Origin of the sequence: Moorena bouillonii PNG, from assembly GCF_001942495.1 — a bacterium.
Taxonomy (GTDB): Bacteria; Cyanobacteriota; Cyanobacteriia; order Cyanobacteriales; family Coleofasciculaceae; genus Moorena; species Moorena bouillonii.
Map to the genome: position 1 here is coordinate 3,147,981 of NZ_MKZS01000001.1, position 18,041 is coordinate 3,166,021.

19 protein-coding genes are annotated in these 18,041 nt (G+C 43.7%); 8 read left to right on the forward strand and 11 right to left on the reverse strand.

Annotation, left to right across the window (positions count from 1 at the left end; all coding sequences use genetic code 11):
• The first annotated feature begins 86 nt into the window (after window positions 1–86).
• The gene (locus BJP37_RS12825; RefSeq protein WP_075899285.1) at window positions 87–1,205 is read left to right on the forward strand and encodes a type III secretion system chaperone family protein; all 1,119 of its coding nucleotides are present in this window, start codon (window positions 87–89) and stop codon (window positions 1,203–1,205) included.
• 45 nt (window positions 1,206–1,250) lie between these two features.
• Here BJP37_RS12825 and BJP37_RS41000 read toward each other — a convergent pair whose 3' ends face one another.
• Together BJP37_RS41000 and BJP37_RS12835 are read right to left on the reverse strand one after the other, a co-directional pair.
• Window positions 1,251–1,424 carry a PIN domain-containing protein gene (locus tag BJP37_RS41000; RefSeq protein WP_198954024.1) on the reverse strand — a complete coding sequence of 58 codons (174 nt, stop codon included), beginning with the start codon at window positions 1,422–1,424 and terminating at the stop codon, window positions 1,251–1,253.
• Complete coding sequence (locus BJP37_RS12835; RefSeq protein WP_075899287.1) at window positions 1,417–1,668, reverse strand: UPF0175 family protein; 252 nt, start codon at window positions 1,666–1,668, stop codon at window positions 1,417–1,419. Before BJP37_RS12835 ends, BJP37_RS41000 begins: the two co-directional genes overlap by 8 nt.
• A 219-nt stretch (window positions 1,669–1,887) precedes the next feature.
• On the opposite strand from BJP37_RS12835, the gene BJP37_RS12840 reads away from it, so the two are divergent.
• Entirely contained in the window at window positions 1,888–2,475 is a 588-nt protein-coding gene (locus tag BJP37_RS12840) for a GerMN domain-containing protein (protein ID WP_075899289.1), read from the forward strand.
• A 104-nt stretch (window positions 2,476–2,579) separates the two neighbouring features.
• Here the strand turns inward: BJP37_RS12840 and BJP37_RS41005 are convergent, their stop codons facing one another.
• Entirely contained in the window at window positions 2,580–2,753 is a 174-nt protein-coding gene (locus BJP37_RS41005; RefSeq protein ID WP_198954025.1) for a hypothetical protein, read from the reverse strand.
• Between the two features lie 395 nt (window positions 2,754–3,148).
• Here BJP37_RS41005 and BJP37_RS12845 point away from each other — a divergent pair, with 395 nt between their 5' ends.
• From BJP37_RS12845 to BJP37_RS42475, 5 genes are all read left to right on the forward strand, one after another.
• A complete protein-coding gene (locus BJP37_RS12845; RefSeq protein ID WP_075899291.1) occupies window positions 3,149–3,742 on the forward strand; it encodes a Uma2 family endonuclease in 594 nt (197 codons plus the stop codon).
• Between the two features lie 4 nt (window positions 3,743–3,746).
• Window positions 3,747–4,664 (forward strand): Rpn family recombination-promoting nuclease/putative transposase, encoded by a 918-nt coding sequence (locus tag BJP37_RS12850; RefSeq protein WP_075899293.1) that lies wholly within the window; start codon window positions 3,747–3,749, stop codon window positions 4,662–4,664.
• Window positions 4,665–4,886: 222 nt separating this feature from the next.
• Entirely contained in the window at window positions 4,887–7,016 is a 2,130-nt protein-coding gene (locus BJP37_RS12855; protein WP_081431165.1) for an ATP-binding protein, read from the forward strand.
• 40 nt (window positions 7,017–7,056) lie between these two features.
• Window positions 7,057–7,491, forward strand: a complete 435-nt coding sequence (locus BJP37_RS42470; protein ID WP_229415291.1) for an AAA family ATPase — start codon at window positions 7,057–7,059, stop codon at window positions 7,489–7,491.
• A 174-nt stretch (window positions 7,492–7,665) separates the two neighbouring features.
• Window positions 7,666–8,013 (forward strand): MoxR family ATPase, encoded by a 348-nt coding sequence (locus BJP37_RS42475; RefSeq protein WP_229415292.1) that lies wholly within the window; start codon window positions 7,666–7,668, stop codon window positions 8,011–8,013.
• Window positions 8,014–8,135: 122 nt separating this feature from the next.
• On the opposite strand, the gene BJP37_RS12865 is transcribed toward BJP37_RS42475, so the two are convergent.
• Window positions 8,136–8,513: a hypothetical protein gene (locus BJP37_RS12865; RefSeq protein ID WP_070392012.1), complete on the reverse strand. Its 378-nt coding sequence runs from the start codon at window positions 8,511–8,513 to the stop codon at window positions 8,136–8,138.
• A gap of 429 nt (window positions 8,514–8,942) precedes the next feature.
• Between BJP37_RS12865 and BJP37_RS12870 the strand changes: the two genes are divergently transcribed.
• The gene (locus BJP37_RS12870) at window positions 8,943–9,554 is read left to right on the forward strand and encodes a M23 family metallopeptidase (protein ID WP_075899297.1); all 612 of its coding nucleotides are present in this window, start codon (window positions 8,943–8,945) and stop codon (window positions 9,552–9,554) included.
• 89 nt (window positions 9,555–9,643) lie between these two features.
• Here BJP37_RS12870 and ftsH read toward each other — a convergent pair whose 3' ends face one another.
• From ftsH to queG, 7 genes are all read right to left on the reverse strand, one after another.
• Window positions 9,644–11,563 carry an ATP-dependent zinc metalloprotease FtsH gene (ftsH, locus tag BJP37_RS12875; RefSeq protein ID WP_070396567.1) on the reverse strand — a complete coding sequence of 640 codons (1,920 nt, stop codon included), beginning with the start codon at window positions 11,561–11,563 and terminating at the stop codon, window positions 9,644–9,646.
• A 385-nt stretch (window positions 11,564–11,948) separates the two neighbouring features.
• Window positions 11,949–12,479, reverse strand: a complete 531-nt coding sequence (nrdR, locus tag BJP37_RS12880; protein WP_070392014.1) for a transcriptional regulator NrdR — start codon at window positions 12,477–12,479, stop codon at window positions 11,949–11,951.
• A 217-nt stretch (window positions 12,480–12,696) separates the two neighbouring features.
• Window positions 12,697–12,792, reverse strand: coding sequence for a photosystem II reaction center protein T (locus BJP37_RS12885; protein ID WP_008180851.1), 96 nt, complete (start codon window positions 12,790–12,792; stop codon window positions 12,697–12,699).
• Between the two features lie 136 nt (window positions 12,793–12,928).
• Window positions 12,929–14,461, reverse strand: a complete 1,533-nt coding sequence (psbB, locus tag BJP37_RS12890) for a photosystem II chlorophyll-binding protein CP47 (protein WP_075899299.1) — start codon at window positions 14,459–14,461, stop codon at window positions 12,929–12,931.
• An 837-nt stretch (window positions 14,462–15,298) separates the two neighbouring features.
• Window positions 15,299–15,619 (reverse strand): hypothetical protein, encoded by a 321-nt coding sequence (locus BJP37_RS12895; protein ID WP_070392016.1) that lies wholly within the window; start codon window positions 15,617–15,619, stop codon window positions 15,299–15,301.
• Between the two features lie 668 nt (window positions 15,620–16,287).
• Entirely contained in the window at window positions 16,288–16,959 is a 672-nt protein-coding gene (locus BJP37_RS12900) for an HAD-IA family hydrolase (protein ID WP_075899301.1), read from the reverse strand.
• 74 nt (window positions 16,960–17,033) lie between these two features.
• On the reverse strand, window positions 17,034–17,987 hold the full coding sequence (gene queG / locus BJP37_RS12905) for a tRNA epoxyqueuosine(34) reductase QueG (RefSeq protein ID WP_075899303.1): 954 nt from the start codon (window positions 17,985–17,987) through the stop codon (window positions 17,034–17,036).
• Window positions 17,988–18,041 lie beyond the last annotated feature (54 nt).

Sequence of the window (18,041 nt, forward strand, 5' to 3'; positions counted from 1 at the left end):
TCAATATTTACATCGAAAAAAAGTACTGGAACTAAAACCAGGACTGCCATTAACCACAACTGGCTTTACTTTAATTTATCAAAAAAATGAGTAACCATACTGAAAACTTCCCTTTAGACAAAGACTTAACCTTAAGCGACTCCTCCAATCCCTTAACCATTCCCACAACTTCCCTATCCCTCACCAAACAAAACGACAAAATCATCGAATGTCGTCTTACCTTCTGTGTAACCCCCGAACTTTACCACCGCATCGATACCGAAAAACTATTCAACCTCAAACCAGAAGTACGGGCACCCATCAGTGGTGGTAACTTTCTCCCCAGTGGTGACATCCAAATTGAAACCACTCTCCAACCGGATTTACTGCCACAGCTATTAGAAAAGGCTTCCACCGCAGAAGAAGCTGCTAACTACCTGCTTCACCTTTGTCAACAACCCGAAAACCCCTTAACAAACAAACTACTCAACACCGAAAGCTGGCTATGCTTATCGGTAAAACAGCAACAACCCAACGGTGAAGTCGGTTATAACACCTTCTGGAACTACCTTAATCCTTCCACCATTAACCACCCAGAAGCTACCAGCGAAGAACTGTCAGAAGGAATTGTTAACTTTTTCCAAGAATGGACCCAAGCCAATTTAGCTGAAGCTACCCAAAACGCTACCTCTGAATTTCTTGAGGGAATTACCAGCGTTTTCAACGAATTAGTTGATGAAAAATTCTCCGACACAGAAGAAGATCCCACCACAAACCAATCAATCTTTACCGCAATAGTTAACTTTTTTGAATCAGACCAATGGCAATTTGTCAATATACCAGAAACATCAGCCTTGCGTCTTTTATTCCGGGGTGAAAACGGACAATGGACTTGCTACGCCCAAGCCAGAGAAGAACAAAGACAATTCGTTTTTTATTCAATGTGCCCCGTTAAGGCTCCAGAAAACAAGCACCTAGCTATCACAGAATTCATCACCCGCGCCAACTATGGCATGATTATGGGTAACTTTGAATTCGATTTAGACGATGGAGAAATCCGCTACAAAACCAGCATTGATGTAAAAGAGGACAATCTTAGTTTGGCTTTAATTAAACCAATAGTTTATGCTAACGTGATGACAATGGATGAATATTTACCAGGAATTATGGCAGTTATTGAATCAGAGGTGGAGGTGAAAGAAGCGATTTTGCGGATTGAGGGTTAAGACATATAGCAATTCTACGACTTGTGAGGTACAAATTTATGGGTTTTAGGGAGCAGGGAGCAGGGAGCAGGGAGCAGGGAGCAAGGAAGAGGGAAGATGGAAGAGGGAAGAGTCAATTTGAGGTACAATAACGGAGCCATAAAGTTGTGGGAGTAAATGCAGTAAATTTGTTTGATATAGATATTGGATTGGTGAGGTATCAGCAATCACATTAGGCATTTCCTAAATCCTCTGTTAATTCTGCTTCTGTTAATCTGAAAGTGTTGATACCATAGTCCCTCAACTTAGATAAAAAAACTACTCGCTCAATACCAGCTAGTTGAGCAGCAGCACCAGAGGAAAGTTTACCTAATTCATAAAGTTTCATCGCAGCACTTAAACATAATTCTTGTCCTAGTTGTTCTGGTGTTAGGTTTAAAGCCTCTGCGGTTTCTTCTGGAACAGATAGGGTAACTTGATACATAATCAACGGGAAAGCTACTTTGCTATAAATATAGCATTTATCAAATAGGTGAGGTACAGCCCGTAGGGAGCATGTCAGTGCTATAAGGTACACAATTTATAGATTTTAGGGAATAGGGAATAGGGAACAGGGAACAGGTAAGAAGGTAAAAATATTGTGTACCTCATTATGATAAAAAACGCTATATTAACTTTAACAAGGATAACGTCGAGGTGCGCAATGGATCTACACAAATCTAAAACTATACTCTTGACTAGCATACTCTTGGCATACTTGAGTCTCAATGCTTGTAACGAACAAGAGACACCGCCACCGGATACATCCACTTCCTATCCATCTCCTATAATAGAAGTAGAAACATCCCCAACTCCTACCCAAACTCAAACTACTCCTAAGCAAAGAAACGTTAAAGTTTTTTTTCCCAAGCAACCTCAAAGTAATCAGGATTTTAGGTATGTAGAACCTGTAGTCAGAAGCACCACTAGTCGTGCAGTGGCTACTTTTGCCATTGAACAGTTGATTATTGGTCCGACCAAAGCAGAAACTAAAATTGGTTTCACCGAAGCACTACAACTTAAAGGTAGCTCCAACTGTGGTAAAGATTTTACCCTCTCTATTGCAGCAGAAACCGCGACCCTCAAGTTTTGCCGTGCCATTCCTTCCCCTGGAGTAGGCTATGATGCTAGAGCTACCAGTGCTATTGAATCTACCCTCAAACAGTTCTCAACTATCAAATCGGTAGTTATCCTCAACAAAGAGGGCAATTGTTTTGGGGACTTAAGTGGTGAAAACTTCTGCAGGAAGTAGGATAAAAGCAATACATCGTTACTCCTTACTTCCTACTTCCTACTCCCTTGGGTGCAGCGCTAAGATTCTTTACCCATAGGATTATTTCCTACATTGACCAAAGGTCACGCTACGCGAACAAAGATAATCACAAATTGAGCATCAGGCATCAGCCGTTTAAGGGCTTTTAAATGACCTTCCGCATCCGAGCGCTTGCGGAACCGAGCAACAACTACTCGTTGCATTTTAGGCAATAGGCGGACTATCACCCACGGATGAAGGCGTTCAGAATAAGACATAATCAAACTATATCCTTTTCTAGGGGTACTAGAGCCAGCCTTGGACTGTCGAGAACCTGTAGGCTGGCTCTTAACATGGAACGTTTAACCTCCATGTCAATTTTATTATAACAGACAAATAAACTTATATTATAACATAATTTGAGAATTTTTGTAACAAATCCGTTGCAGATTGTTTACAGTTATCTCTCTTCCATCAGATTGGGTATATAGCATTTTTTTTGGAGAGATAAACATAGGATTGAGATCAAAAGGGAACAGCGTATCTGGGAACAGGGAACAGTATAAAAGAGCTCCGAATAATTTTTGATGTTATGAAAAATTAGCAACATTGTTCATGACCTATTGAGAAATGTTATATATTAAAAATAAGCCGATTTTTGATATAAATTGCCATGATTGCTCAACTTGACACTCCCCAAATGTCCCCCCAGGACTATTTAGCTTGGGAAGCAGAGCAACTTGCCCGCTACGGCTATATTGACGGTCAGATCTATGCCATGACTGGGGGCACCATCCCCCATAACCAAGTAGCTGTAAATCTAGTCGCTTTAATCAAACCCCATCTGCGGGGTAAACAATGTAAAACCTTGAGCAGCGATGCCAAAGTTGGGATTACAGAACAAGGTCCTTTTCACTATCCAGACGTATCCGTTACCTGTGATCACAGAGACCGCACTGCCCGGGATTATATTCGTTATCCTTGTCTCATTGTAGAAGTGCTCTCTAGCACCACAGAAGCCTTGGACCGTGGCCAAAAATTTAGACACTATCGCCACATTGAAACATTACGAGAATATGTTTTAATTGATCCCGATCAAATGAGCGTAGAATGCTATCGATTAAACGAAAACCAGAGATGGGAACTGTACCATTATCCTAGTAGCCCTGATCGCCCAGAGGATTGTCAAGTTGAACTTACCAGCATTGAGCTAGCATTTCCCATTAACTTGCTTTACGAAGACATTGACCAACTCGATAACAGCTAAAACGATGAGATTTATCAATCCCAAAACTGACTACGCCTTCAAAAAAATATTTGGTTCCGCTGAAAGTAAAGACATTCTGATTAGTTTTCTCAATGCCTTGATTTATGACGGTAACTCTACCATTGAAGACTTAGAAATCATTAATCCCAACTTACCGCCAAAAGTTGAGGGCTTAAAAGATACTTACCTTGATGTCAAAGCTAAACTGAATGATAGCACCCTGGTCATCATCGAAATGCAAGTTTTAAATGTGCAATCCTTTGGTAAAAGAGTATTGTTCAACGCTGCTAAAACCTACGCCTTTCAACTACAAAAGGGAGAGGGCTACCGCATGCTCAAACCAGTCATTGCTCTAACCCTGACCGATTTTGAAATGTTCGCCAATCGCCATCATTTTACCTCTCGTTTCGTTTATCGAGAAGTATCTGATGGGTCGGTGTATCCCGAAAACGATATCGAACTAGTGTTCGTTGAGTTACCAAAGTTTACCAAAGAACTCCCAGAACTCGAAACCATTACCGATAAATGGATTTACTTTATCAAATCTGCGCGATCGCTTGCCTCCATCCCCGAAAATATGGACAATATTCCGGAATTACAACGAGCCTTTGAAATTGCCAATCAAGCCAATTTAACCCCCACTGAACTTGAAGATTTGGAACGTCGAGAAATGTTTATCTACGATCAGCAGGGAGCAGTTGCTCTTGGTCGGGAAGAAGGTCGGGAAGAAGGTCTTCAAGAAGGTCGTCAAGAAGGTCGTCAAGAAGGTCTTCAAGAAGGTAGGCTGGAAGGGAAAAAAGAAGAACAACGCATGATTGCTCAAAAATTACTCACTGTACTAGATGACGAAGCGATCGCCGCAACAACAGGATTAAGTCTAGAAGTAGTTCGAGAGCTGCGCGAGACAATGAATGAACCATGAATACTAAGTTTTCCCAAACCCTTTGGTCTAATCCAGAGCGAACGCGCCCCGCGTGACCGTAGGTCAATCGCTTTTAGCGTGGCCGTAGGCCAATCGCGTTTTTTCCTCATATCCAAAGATTACCAACTTCGCCAACACCCTCCCATCTTGTGAAGTTAGCCGTGATGAGGCGAAAACTGCGCTCAATTCCCAATACCGATTTCAAGGAAAATGGTATACCCCATGTTCGAAGATCTACTCTCAGCCTTAGAAAGACTAAATAAACTACTAGAGCAAGCAGTAATAAAAGCACAAGCTGTCTACGGTTCTCAAGCAGCTACTGACCCTTATCGAGGTCTTCGTATTGATCGCGATCAGGTCAAGCAACTCCTAGATCGTGAACCAGGGATACCTTTGTTTGCAGTAGATGCAGAAAAAACTGAGTCCGATCAGACTAACAATACACCATTAAACTGGCTGAAACAGACTTTCGGTTTGTCTGGATTTGATTTAGACATAATGCTGATTGCCCTGGCTCCAGAAATTGATTTAAGTTACGAGGGTCTGTATGCCTATCTCCAGGATGATGTGACTCGCAGGCGACCTAGTATTGATTTAGCCTTAAATTTACTATGTCCCTCTGCTGAAGCCAAGCTGTTGCAACGAGTTCATTTTGCTCCTGACGCACCGTTAATCAAACATGGTTTACTTCACTTAATTCCTGACCCTCATCAGGTTAAACCACCAATATTATCCTATTATCTCAAGCTAGATGATCAGGTTATCCATTCTCTGTTAAAACAAAAGAGTCTTGAACCGCGTTTAGAATCTTGGTGTCAATTGATAGATAGTCCTACTGTTGAGGACAAGTTACCGATTAAGGATGACATTAAACACATAGTTCCTAAGCTAGTCAAACACGCTCAACATACTAGTCAGCCTCTACATCTGTATTTCTCTGGTTTATATTCTACTGAAAAACGCCGTGGAGCGATCGCCCTTGCCGCTCAACTCAACAAGCAGTTATTGATTGCGGATTTAGCTCAAGCTTTAGCAATTAAGGAAGAGTTTGACCAACTGCTAAAATTGCTATTTCGTGAAGCATGTTTTCACGATGCTATCCTCTATCTAGAAAGTCTGGAAAGTTTAGATGCACTACAGACCAAAGAGCAGCATCTGTTATATAAAAGCTTACTTGACAGACTAACTGAGGAAAAAAGTGTGGTGATCTTATCTGGAACACAGTCGTTGGTGCCAAAGTTTACCAATCTCCAGGGTGTGATTACTTTACCTTTTGCTACACCGGATTTTTATCAACGGCGCGTTTACTGGCAAGCTACTTTAGAAACTAAAGGAATTGTACTTAGCGATCGCGACTTGGATACCCTAGCCAATCGTTTTACCTTGAGTTCAGCCCAAATAGCAGGAGCAGTAACAACTGCTTGTAATCAGGCTTTGTGGCGTGCTGCTGCCGAATTTGAAGAATTGCCATTAAACAGTACAATTAAGCCAACCCTAAATGACTTATTAGCAGCGGCTCGTGACCAATCTGGTAGTAATTTAACTGAATTAGCTCGCAAACTTAACCCTAAGTATAGTTGGCAAGACATTATCTTACCCCCCGATCAACTCGCTCAGCTCAAAGAAATTTGTAATCAAGCCAAGTATCGTCATATTGTCTATGAGAAATGGGGCTTTCACCGCAAGCTATCCATTGGCAAAGGATTAAATGTACTATTTTCAGGTCCACCAGGCACAGGTAAGACCATGGCGGCGGAAGTGATTGCTAATGAACTACAGCTTGAGCTATACAAAATTGATTTATCCCAAGTTGTCAGTAAGTACATTGGCGAGACTGAGAAAAATCTCAACCGCATTTTTATGGCTGCGGAAACAGCTAACGCTATCCTTCTGTTTGACGAAGCAGATGCTCTGTTTGGCAAACGCTCTGAAGTTCGAGATGCTCATGACCGCTACGCCAATATTGAAGTTGGGTATCTGTTGCAGAAGATGGAGGAATATGAGGGGATATCAATTTTGACCACAAATTTGCGCCAAAATTTAGACGAGGCATTTGTCCGTAGGTTAGCCTTTACAGTACACTTTCCCTCACCAGATGAAGCTAGTCGTCGGCGCATTTGGGAGGGGATTTGGACTGAAGAAATCCCCTTGTCAGCAGATGTAGATTTTGAGTTTTTGGCACGACAGTTCAAATTGAGTGGAGGGAATATCAAGAATATTGCCCTAGCAGCAGCTTTTCTAGCAGCTGAAGCAGGTAGTGGAGTGATGATGGAACATTTGTTACAGGGCACTCGCCGGGAGTATCAGAAGATGGGTAAGGTCTGGAGTGATGGAATGCGATCGCATACATAATCCGGCCATGATCAGTAGTAAGCCAGTTTTATAAGGTGCTATGGATGACTTAAGTAGACGAAAGTACACAGGTGACGGTAAGTGTCGCTACAAACCGCTTCCTGGTGCATGGCAAGAGCCAGAACCTTACATTGCTTCTAAGGCTTTGGCAGATGCAGTTAATACTGCTCTCTACCTGCGTCGTCCTTTATTATTAGAAGGTGACCCAGGCTGCGGGAAAACGCGATTAGCTTATGCGGTTGCCTATGAACTGGGTTATCCCCTCTACAGCTGCTACATCCGCTCTACCAGTCGAGCCCAGGACTTACTTTATGATTATGATGCCATAAGTCGGTTGTATGACATTCAGGAACGTCAAACCGCAGGTAATCCCAGCCAACCTTTGTACCGCAGAAATTATGTTACCCTAGGAGAGTTGGGCGAGGCAATTAAGCAATCACAAAATGACATTCCTTCGGTGCTTCTCATTGATTAAATTGATAAAGCAGATCGGGATTTTCCTAATGACTTGCTCCTAGGATTAGAGCGATTGCAATTCCAAGTTAAAGAAGTAATAAATGTTCGTTTTGATGCTTTAAAAGGTAAAACCAAAGAAGAACGAAGATATTTTTTACCGTTAATTATTATCACTAGTAATAGAGAAAAATAATTGCCAAAACCCTTCCTACGTCGTTGTTTATTTTACTACCTTAAATTTCCAGAAAATGCTACCCTAAAACAGATTATCCAGAGTCATTTTAAAACTGATATTACCCGCGTATCCGAAGCAGCTATCCAAAAATTTGGAGAACTGCGGGGATTGAGAAGTTGGCAAAAAATACCAGGTACTAGTGAATTTTTAGATTGGTTGAGAATTTTGGAACGGGATCAACAAGGGAATCAAAGTACTGCTGAAGCATTAGCGGATACTCCAACCGCCAATCTGCCTCATCTAGAAACTCTAGTCAAAACTCAACAGGATCATGAGGCCCTTAGCAAGACCAGGATACCAGATTAGTTAGTCAGAGTATGCGATTGGCCTTGGCCTTGACCAAAAGGCCACGCTACGGGAATGGGCAACGCTACGGGAATGGCCACGCTACGCGAACGCGCCCGAGAATGACCAATCACTGGCTAAATTCAATTCCCAGACTGACGCCCTAATTCATAAACACCACAACTCATGCAAGCAATAATCCCGATACTGATTGCCCAACTGTGTCCCAGGCTAATTTCCACGAGGTAGTTACAAACTGCACCAATGACTAAAAAAGGCACAATGCTGACAACTGACGCATAGAAAGCGTTTTGAGATTCTCTGACCTTGCGGGTTCGTTCAAATTCCTGAGCCGAGATGTAAAAGAATCCCTCAGCAAAGTTAAACCAGCGGTTCAATTGCTCCATAATCCATTGCCTGAAGGACGAGAGGCTTAAATATAGGGCTAGAGACCACAAAGATGCTCCTGCGATCGCTGTAGTATCCACCTCAAATCGGAAGGGCAAAAATTCAGTCAGCATTGGTTCACGGATAGGGTAGGCTGGGGCAAATTAATCACTAAGTTAACCAACATTTAACTTCTCTATTTGAGTTAATCGCTTTAGTGTTAACGGTTAACGCTAGACATGCGCACAGTAGACACGGGCAGAACGGTTAGTCAAAGGTCAACCCTTAACAAAAAATTCAATCCTTGTCTTGATGCAATAGCGAGTGGGGGAAACCACGGCAGTCGCTCATGGGGGAGACCCCCAAGACCGCGCTGCCTCCCCAAGACCGCGCTGCATCGCTAAATTGTGCAAGTTAAATGTGTATTAGCTTATTGAGGTATCTTAACAAAACTCAAGATTTTGATAAATACCTCAAACACCCCAAACACCCTGCTGATGGCAGGTGATCTGGAGGGATATAAATGGAAAGACCCCTAACTAGCTAAAGCCAGACTAGAACTAATGCGCAGTGGTTATTTATCAAGGCTTCTAATTTTCGCTGGACTGAGTTTAACGAGTTTAATCGGTTTAAGTACCCTTTCGAGTTTGCCCAGCCAGCCAGTAACTGCATCAGAACCTCCCTCAAGCTTGGTAGCCGGAGTAAGAAGTTTTGCCAAAGGGGGTTCCTTTCCCGTAGAAAACTTCCGGGGCTACACCTCTGGCTTCGGTTACCGACCCTCTCCTAGAGGTTCTGGATGGGAATTCCACCGAGGTTTAGACATAGCTGCCCCTGAAGGAAGCTATATCCGTAACTGGTGGAGTGGTAAAGTAATTAAAATTTCTGATGGTACTGCTTGCGGCACCTCAATAACTATTCAATCGGGCAAGTGGCAGCACATCTACTGTCACATGAAAGGATACGCAGTTAAAAATGGAGGTACTCGCTATTTAATTGACAACTCCGGTGGCATTCAGATCAAGGAAGGCCAACTGTTGCCTTCTGGAGCTAGAATCGGTCGAGTAGGGATGACTGGTCGTACCACCGGTCCTCATCTGCACTGGGGATTGAAGTATGGCAAGCAATACGTTGACCCAGCCCAGGTGCTGCGGGCAATGTATAAAACACGAGCTTGATTGGCACCATAGTTAATGGTTAATGGCCATTAACCATTAACCATTAACATGTTTCAAACATGCATGCCGCGTGATCGTTTAACTAGAAACTACGAAACTACCAATTGTTCCTTGTCCATCTGGGTTTGTTCTTCTACAATTTTGCGTAACTGGTCTCCTTCGATAGTTTCTTGATCTATCAACAGGTCTACTAATCGGTCAATTATTACCCGATTTTCCCGGACTAACTGACGAGCATGGCCATGGCAATGCTGCACAATTGTGCGCACTTGGGCATCAATGTGGGCAGCAATTTTCTCTGAGTACTCAGCCCTATTAATCACATTACCCCCTAGAAAGACTTCTCCCCCTGGATCTTCTAAGGACAGAGGACCCAAATCACTCATTCCAAAGCGGGTTACCATCTGCCGTGCTCGCGAGGTAACTTGTCGCAAGTCCCCAACAGCACCAGTAGTCACTTCAGCCTCACCAAAAATTTCTTCTTCTGCCGCTCTACCCCCTAAAGCAGCAGTAATTTGGGCTTTTAGTTGAGCCCGAGTAATCAAACCTTGCTCTTCATCAGGAATATACCAGGTCAAACCACGGGCTTGCCCTCGGGGAATTAGGGTTACTTTCTGTACCGGGTCGTGATCCGGTAAGAGAGTGGAAATTACAGCATGTCCTACTTCATGGTAGGCAATTAATCGCTTATTCTTGCTGTCCACTAGAGGAGTGCCTTCCATCCCAGCTACCACCCGGTCAATAGCATCATTGATCTCGAGCATAGTGATGGCATCTTTGCGGCGGCGGGCAGTCAGGATTGCCGCTTCGTTGAGTAGGTTGGCTAAGTCAGCACCAGTAAACCCAGGGGTACGCTTAGCAACAGTTTCTAGACAAACCTCAGGGTCAATCTTTTTGTTGCGAGCGTGGACTTCCAGAATGTTATTCCTGCCTTTGTAGTCAGGGTAATCCACAATAACTTGTCTGTCAAAGCGTCCAGGACGTAATAGTGCAGCATCCAGGACATCTGGGCGATTAGTGGCAGCAATAATAATAATACCTGTGTTGCCTTCAAACCCATCCATTTCCGTCAGCAATTGGTTAAGGGTTTGCTCCCGTTCATCGTTTCCACCGCCAATCCCTGCTCCCCGTTGCCGTCCTACTGCATCAATTTCATCAATGAAGACCAAGCAAGGGGCATTTTCTTTGGCTTTTCTGAACAAGTCACGGACACGGGAGGCACCAACACCCACAAACATTTCCACGAATTCGGAACCAGAGATGCTAAAGAAGGGAACTCCTGCTTCACCAGCGATCGCTTTGGCTAAGAGAGTTTTACCAGTTCCTGGAGGACCGACTAGCAGCACACCTTTCGGGATGCGTGCTCCAACAGCAGTAAAGCGTTCTGGTTGTTTGAGGAATGTGACAACTTCTTGCAATTCCTCCTTAGCTTCTTGAATACCTGCTACATCATCAAACAGAACCCCGGTTTTGGCTTCCATCTGAAACCGTGCTCGGGATTTGCCAAAGTTTAAGGCTTGACCAGAATTACTCGCAGAGCGTCGCAGGATCATCATCAAGCCTGCTAGTAACAACAGAAGCAAAAATAAGTTGGCAATTAGACCTAAAGCGGCTGAGTTATCCGCAGAGCGCTTAATTTCAGTGGGAACATTCTGTTGACGGAGTTCCTTGAGTAGCAAGGAGTTTTGATCGAACAAAGCAACTCGTTGAGGAGGTTCATTCTCCTTGGCCTCCTTTAGGCTAACTTTAGCAATCTTAGTAGCTTCATCAATTTCTATTTTAGCGACTTCCCGATTTTTAACTTTCTCTAATAGCTCACTATAGGTTAGAGATTTCTCTTGTTTAAGCTGTGCTTGGGCTGGGGTACCCAGTATCACCCCTTGCCAAAGGAGCAAACTGGCAGCAATACGCCAGAATTTGACTAACTTGCGGTTTTCCTGAGGTTGCTGTAATCTAACCTCAGGATTTGCCAGCGGCTGTGGAGAGGTGTTTACCTCTGCATTAGCCATCCATGCTCTCATCCAGAAACGTTTCTTCATGGCTGTTTGCTCTTTGGTCTTGCCTTGACTCAACTCCTGGGTAAACCTAGTTAGGCTTCAATAGAATTCACGCCCTTGAGTTGAAAATTCTTTCACTTTCTAGTCTAGCTCCCTAAAATCCGGCTTTAGCTGTAAGAAACTCATCTTAAGTCCGGTAGCATCGGTAACCTGCTCTTGCCTAGATCGGGTTTCCAAACCTCACGCTGGTTTGTTTCTTAATCCTTCTTCCTGTAGAGACCTTGCGTGGAACATCTCTACAAATGGTAACCATACAACTGGACAGGAGACCACTAGTTGACCTTGTACGTTTGAGAGTCAACCATCAACCGTCAACCATGAACAAACATCTGATCAATTACACCGAAGTGGATGTCTTTATTTCTTCTACCTGATCTGAGGGGGTTGGCGGAACCTGGGGGATTTCCATTGGTACATCTTCCTGTTGGAGATCCTCTAGGGTAGTAACAAAATCTCTAATCCCTTGAAATTTGCCATAGACGGAAGCAAAGCGTACATAAGCCACTTCACTCTCCGAACGTAGGTAGCGCAAGACTAACTCGCCAATTTCGTGACTGATGACTTCCCGACCAAATCGCTGTTGCAATTCTGCTTCAATCTCATCAACCAATGCTTCCAGGCGTTTTTGGAGAATACCGGTTTTTTCACAAGCACGTATAATTCCCCGTAATAACTTGGAACGGTCAAATGATTCCCGCTTGCCATCCCGCTTGATCACAGTTATTGGCACAAATTCGATCCGCTCATATGTCGTGAAGCGATGTTTGCATCCCAAACACTCCCGACGTCGCCTCACACTTTTCCCTGCCTCAGTAGAACGAGACTCAAGAACGCGGCTCTCGGTGTGGTGACAAGAGGGGCATCGCATAAGATAATTTTTTTTCTTGCTGAGTGGACTGATTGGCGGCAGATATTTGGAACGCCCTAAGAGTCGGTACTGTCAAAATAACGATTAGATGGAAGCTGAGCCGATATAAACCTCAAACCTGTTAACTTCCTTATATCCTATAAGGTCATCTACAGGCTATTGCGGCTCAGAGCATCCACAGAACTGTTGAATTTCGATTTGAGTAAATCGAGGTAAACTACTTACCAATCTTAGGCGGTTCCCGAAAAGCAATGGCAAAAAATAGGGTGCCTAGGGCTAAGGTCAAGATTAAGATATAAGCAACTGATTCCATAGCTATAATTGTTGGTTATCTTCTCACTTACCAGTCTACCTTGCTATAACCACAGAAATAGCAAAAAGGCAAAAGAAAATTTCTTTTCTTCTGCCTTTTGCTTTTAAGTCAAACTGTGATAGGAGATAGTTAACCTCTAGATAGGCTCTGTCCTACGGGTACTCTTATCACCAAGCTTCTGGAAGAAGCCCCACTCGACTTGCTCTTCCTCTAGGTCAGGATCGACACCAGCAAACACATCCCGATAGAGGGTGCGTGAGCCGTGCCAGATGTGCCCAAAGAAGAACAACAGTGCAAAGACAGCATGACCAAAGGTGAACCAACCCCGGGTACTAGTGCGGAACACACCATCAGAGTTTAGGGTTTCACGGTCAAATTGGAAGCCCTCACCCAGCTGAGCAGTACGAGCGTATTGCTTCACATCGAATGGGTCAGTAAAGGTTTGACCATCAAGAACTCCACCGTAGAAGCTAGCAGTGACACCAGCTTGCTCGAAACTATACCTAGATTCAGCCCGTCGGAAAGGTATGTCCGCACGAACTACACCATTAGCATCGGTCAAAATGATCGGGAAGGTTTCAAAGAAGTTCGGCATCCGACGAACGGTCAGCTCCCGACCTTCACTGTCTGTGAACACCGCATGACCTAGCCAACCTTCAGCAATGCCATCCCCTTTGTCCATCGGACCTGTACGGAACAAACCACCTTTGGCAGGGGAGTTGCCTATATAGTCATAGAATGCCAGCTTCTCTGGAATCGATGACCAAGCTTCTGACAAGCTAGCACCATCAGCCAATTCAGCTTGTACCCGTTGGTTAATTTCCTGTTGGAAATACCCCTGATCCCACTGATAGCGAGTTGGACCAAACAGTTCAATTGGGGTAGCAGCACTGCCGTACCACATGGTGCCTGCTACTACAAATGCAGCAAAAAACACAGCCGCGATACTGCTGGAGAGTACCGTTTCGATATTCCCCATCCGTAGAGCTTTAAACAAGCGCTCTGGTGGTCGTACTGTTAAGTGGAATAAACCAGCAATAACCCCAACAACACCAGCAGCGATATGGTGAGCGACAATACCTCCAGGGTTATAGGGGTTAAAGCCTGCTGGTCCCCATTCTGGTGCGATCGCTTGAACACTACCAGTGAGACCATAAGCATCAGATACCCACATCCCAGGACCCCAAAGCCCAGTCAAGTGAAAGGCACCAAAGCCAAAGCAGAGTAAACCAGATAAGAACAGGTGAATACCAAAAATTTTTGGCAAATCGAGAGCTGGTTCGCCACTGCGTGGGTCTCTGAACACATCTAAATCCCAGTAAACCCAGTGCCATACGGCAGCCAGGAACAATAAACCAGAAAGGATAATATGAGTTGCAGCGACACCTTCAAAAGACCATAAGCCTGCATTGGTTACAGTTTCACCAGTGATGCTCCAGCCCCCCCAGGAATCAGTAACCCCTAGACGAGCCATAAAGGGCATGACGAACATCCCCTGACGCCACATCGGGTTAAGAATCGGGTCACTCGGATCAAAAATTGCCAATTCGTACAGGGCCATTGAACCAGCCCAGCCTGCCACCAGGGCTGTATGCATCAAGTGCACAGCTAGCAGACGTCCTGGATCATTCAGGACGACCGTGTGTACTCGGTACCAGGGTAGTCCCATTGACTACGCTCCTCCTAATATAGAGTTTTTACTTCGACGCTTCTTTTGATCAGTATGTTAGAAATCGCCTTGAACTTCCCCCCGCTTGAAACACAGGGGATCCTAAGAGTAACGTTGTTCGAGGGGTTAAAAACCTCATCTGACAACGCTTACGGTATGATTTCTTTAATTTGACACTGTTTGGAGAGCTTTCAAGCTCTCCGACCGACCTTGGTTAGGTATGAACCTAACTGTATCGCTACTTTGGTAGCCCCCCTAGATATCGCCATTGGCAACTTAGGTAGGACAAAGTATGTATGAAACTAAAGTTTGTTTAAAGAAGTGTAACTATTGTTAGAGCCGATTGCAAGCGAACGCTCGTGTTCTCAGCTTAGGGTCGGAAGCGCTTAACCAGCTATATTGGGCAAATTTACCTTGTATTTGCCTAAATTAGAGCAATATAGCTTCTAAAACCTAAAAATTGTCAAATTCATTCCGGTAGCCTCTTTACTGATTAGCAATAGTCGGACACAAATCAACATGAAAAATGTATATGGAAAAAGGCACAAGGATAGAACTTATGCCCAGTTGAGTTTAAACGATATTACCTAAAGCACTTAAGAGGGGAGGGGGCAGAGGGTAAAGAGTCCAGAGGTGGTAAAAGCTGGGGCTCAAAGGGCTATTGATATGCAACTCGGTATTAGGGTCCAATCCTATGGGTAGGGTTTTTTGATTAACTGCTAACCCGAGCTATAGCTTTGATCACAAATCGCAATCAAAAGTATTATTTCCTCATATTCCCTATCCTGACCCTCTTCTCCTTCTTCTTCCTTGTCCCCTGGTGCCTTTTCCCATCAGTTAACCTTTGCCCGCTACCATTATTTCAGTATGTGTCATCGCTAAGCGCTCGAGAACTTGCTCAGCAGTGATCAAGCGTTTTAGGACAACTTGACCAATAGTTTTTGCTGACTCAGGTGAGGTGTTAGGCATGGGTTTGACTTCAAGCATAACCACAAGGTCTTCAACCTGATAGAGCCACAATTTTTCTCCTTGCTCTAGGATAGAAAGGTTCATTTGCTTAATTTCTGGCAGCCGTCGCCAAGCGTTTTCGTTCCAAAGACCTCCAAACTCCCAAACGCGCCCGACTATCCAGCCTTCCGATAAAAAGAAATATTTCACGTTGCTCTTCGCTAATCCTGCTCTATATTCCTATTTTCCACTCAAATTGAGTTTTTCAGCTTAAATTGACGATTTAATTCAACTTTTATCGAACAACGGCAATTGGTCAATTTCAGGACTTACGCACCAAAGCTTGTTGGTTAAGACTGGGTGTCAGGTGTAGTGGAGATTTGTAGAATTTGACAAAATGATCAGTATATGATAAACAGCAGTAAGCATTGTTACTTGACCATAGTTTTTTTAGCTATAGCAGTCGCCAGGGCAGGCGCGGACATGACAAAAGTCTCAAACCTAAGTAAGCGCAAGAGTTTGACTTCTGACTTCTGATTTCTGACTTCTGACTTCTGCTATATAGCTGGTTACGGTATCAATTGATGGGTAAACTAATCGATAATTCAGATAAAAAAAGGATAATACAAGCCAATCCAATTCTTAGATAACCTGGCTTTATACAACCTATTGGATTGGCTATATATAGACTTCAAGCTTGATCTGACAAGCATTTACTCCTGTTGAGAGGACTGGATTTACTCGCGCTGGGATTTTCATCCCTGGCGGATTATTGGTAGTAGTGCAAGATGTGATGCGCAAATGGGCTGATCTCAAATTGTCATTGGTCAAATTATCATTGGTAAATTAACAAGTAATAAGGAACAATTAACTAATTCCTAATAACAAATTACTTTTGATTTAACTTTTGATTGTTCTAAATTAGATACTAGTTCAGATAACTCCTGGGGGTCGTCGATCAAAAAATCGGGTTGATATTGAGCTAGAACTTCTTTATAATTAAATCCCCAACTGACAGCAACTACTTTAATATTATTTTGTTTAGCTGCCTCAATATCCCTAGTTTCATCTCCGACATAGATCACATCAGCAGGATTTAAATTATGTTTTTTGAGGAATTTACGAATAACTTTTTCTTTTCCAAATATGGGACTCCCTGAGTCAACAAAATCAAAAAGCTTTACCCAAGAATTAGTTTCCAGGAAAAGGTTAACGTTCTCTGCAGAGTTAGATGTCAATATTCCTAATTGGTAACCTTCAGATTTCAAATCATTTAAAACGTCTATTAGTCCAGGAATAGGAGTTAAACTTTGAATATCTTCGCGTAAGAGTTTTTGGACTTTTTTCAACAAAAACGGGATTCTAAACCTCGAAATACCCGATTGCTTAATAATTTCCCTAGAGCTTAAATGTCTAACTTGCTCCAATTTTTCAGCTGATGTGGGCTGATATCCAAATTCTCCCGCTAAGCTATTACTAATCTTGACAATGGCAGTAAGGGTATCAGCCAGAGTCCCATCAAAATCAAAAAGAATTACTTTTACACTCATTGAGCAATTAACAATTAACAATTCGCAATTCGCAATTCGCCACCCGCCACCGAAGTAATCAATGACTAGTCAGACTAGTCAACCGATTTTTGAGATGCATCAATATTAGCTTGGGCATTGCGCCGTAGCATATTTGGCTTAATACGCCGCAGCGCCGAAGCTGGAAACCGTCGATTCCACTCCTGATCAGATATAGTAGCTAATTCCGTGAGTCGAGGAGCCACATTCTCAGGGTAGGGCTGAAACTCTACCACATCAGTTTCTTTAGCAAAACGTTGGTTCCAGGGGCAAACATCTTGACAGATGTCACAACCAGCAACCCAGCCGTCTAAATGGGGTTTAATCGATTCCGGCAAGTTTGCAGCCCGATTCTCAATGGTATGATAGGCGATGCAGCGGTTGGCATCAACGACAAACGGTTTGGTAATAGCACCCGTTGGGCAGGCTTGAATACAGCGGGTACAGCTACCACAGTGTGAAGTGTGAGGGGTATCTGGGGTCAAGGCTAGGTTAGTCAACACTTCCCCTAAAAATACCCAACTGCCATACTCCCGCGTAATTACATTACCATTTTTAGCAATCCAACCAATACCTGAGCGCTGCGCCCAGACTTTATCTTGTACTGGCCCTGTATCAGCATAGTAACGCACCTGGATTTCTTCTGCTTGTGCTTGTAACCAACAGGTCAATTCCTTCAATTTTTTATGCATGACCTTGTGGTAATCTCTGCCCCAACCGTAACGGGAGATTTTCCCATACTCAGGGTTTTCGGGACGCTGGTGAGGGGTGTAGTAGTTGAGAGCAACACAAATTACCGACTTCACCTCTGGCATACAGCCACGAATACCCAAGCGTCGAGGATTTGCCATCCAAGCCATGTCTGCTTGATACCCTAACGCTAGCCAAGCCTTCAAGTTTTGCTCTGCTGAGTCATGATGATCAACATCCACAGCTGCAATTCCGACCTTATGAAAGCCCAGCGAGCGAGCTTTCTGTTTTACCTCAGTGCTAGTAACTGGTATATCCAAGCTGTATTTACGAAGTAACTCTACCTGTAGGGTGTGTTAATAACGCACCTTCAC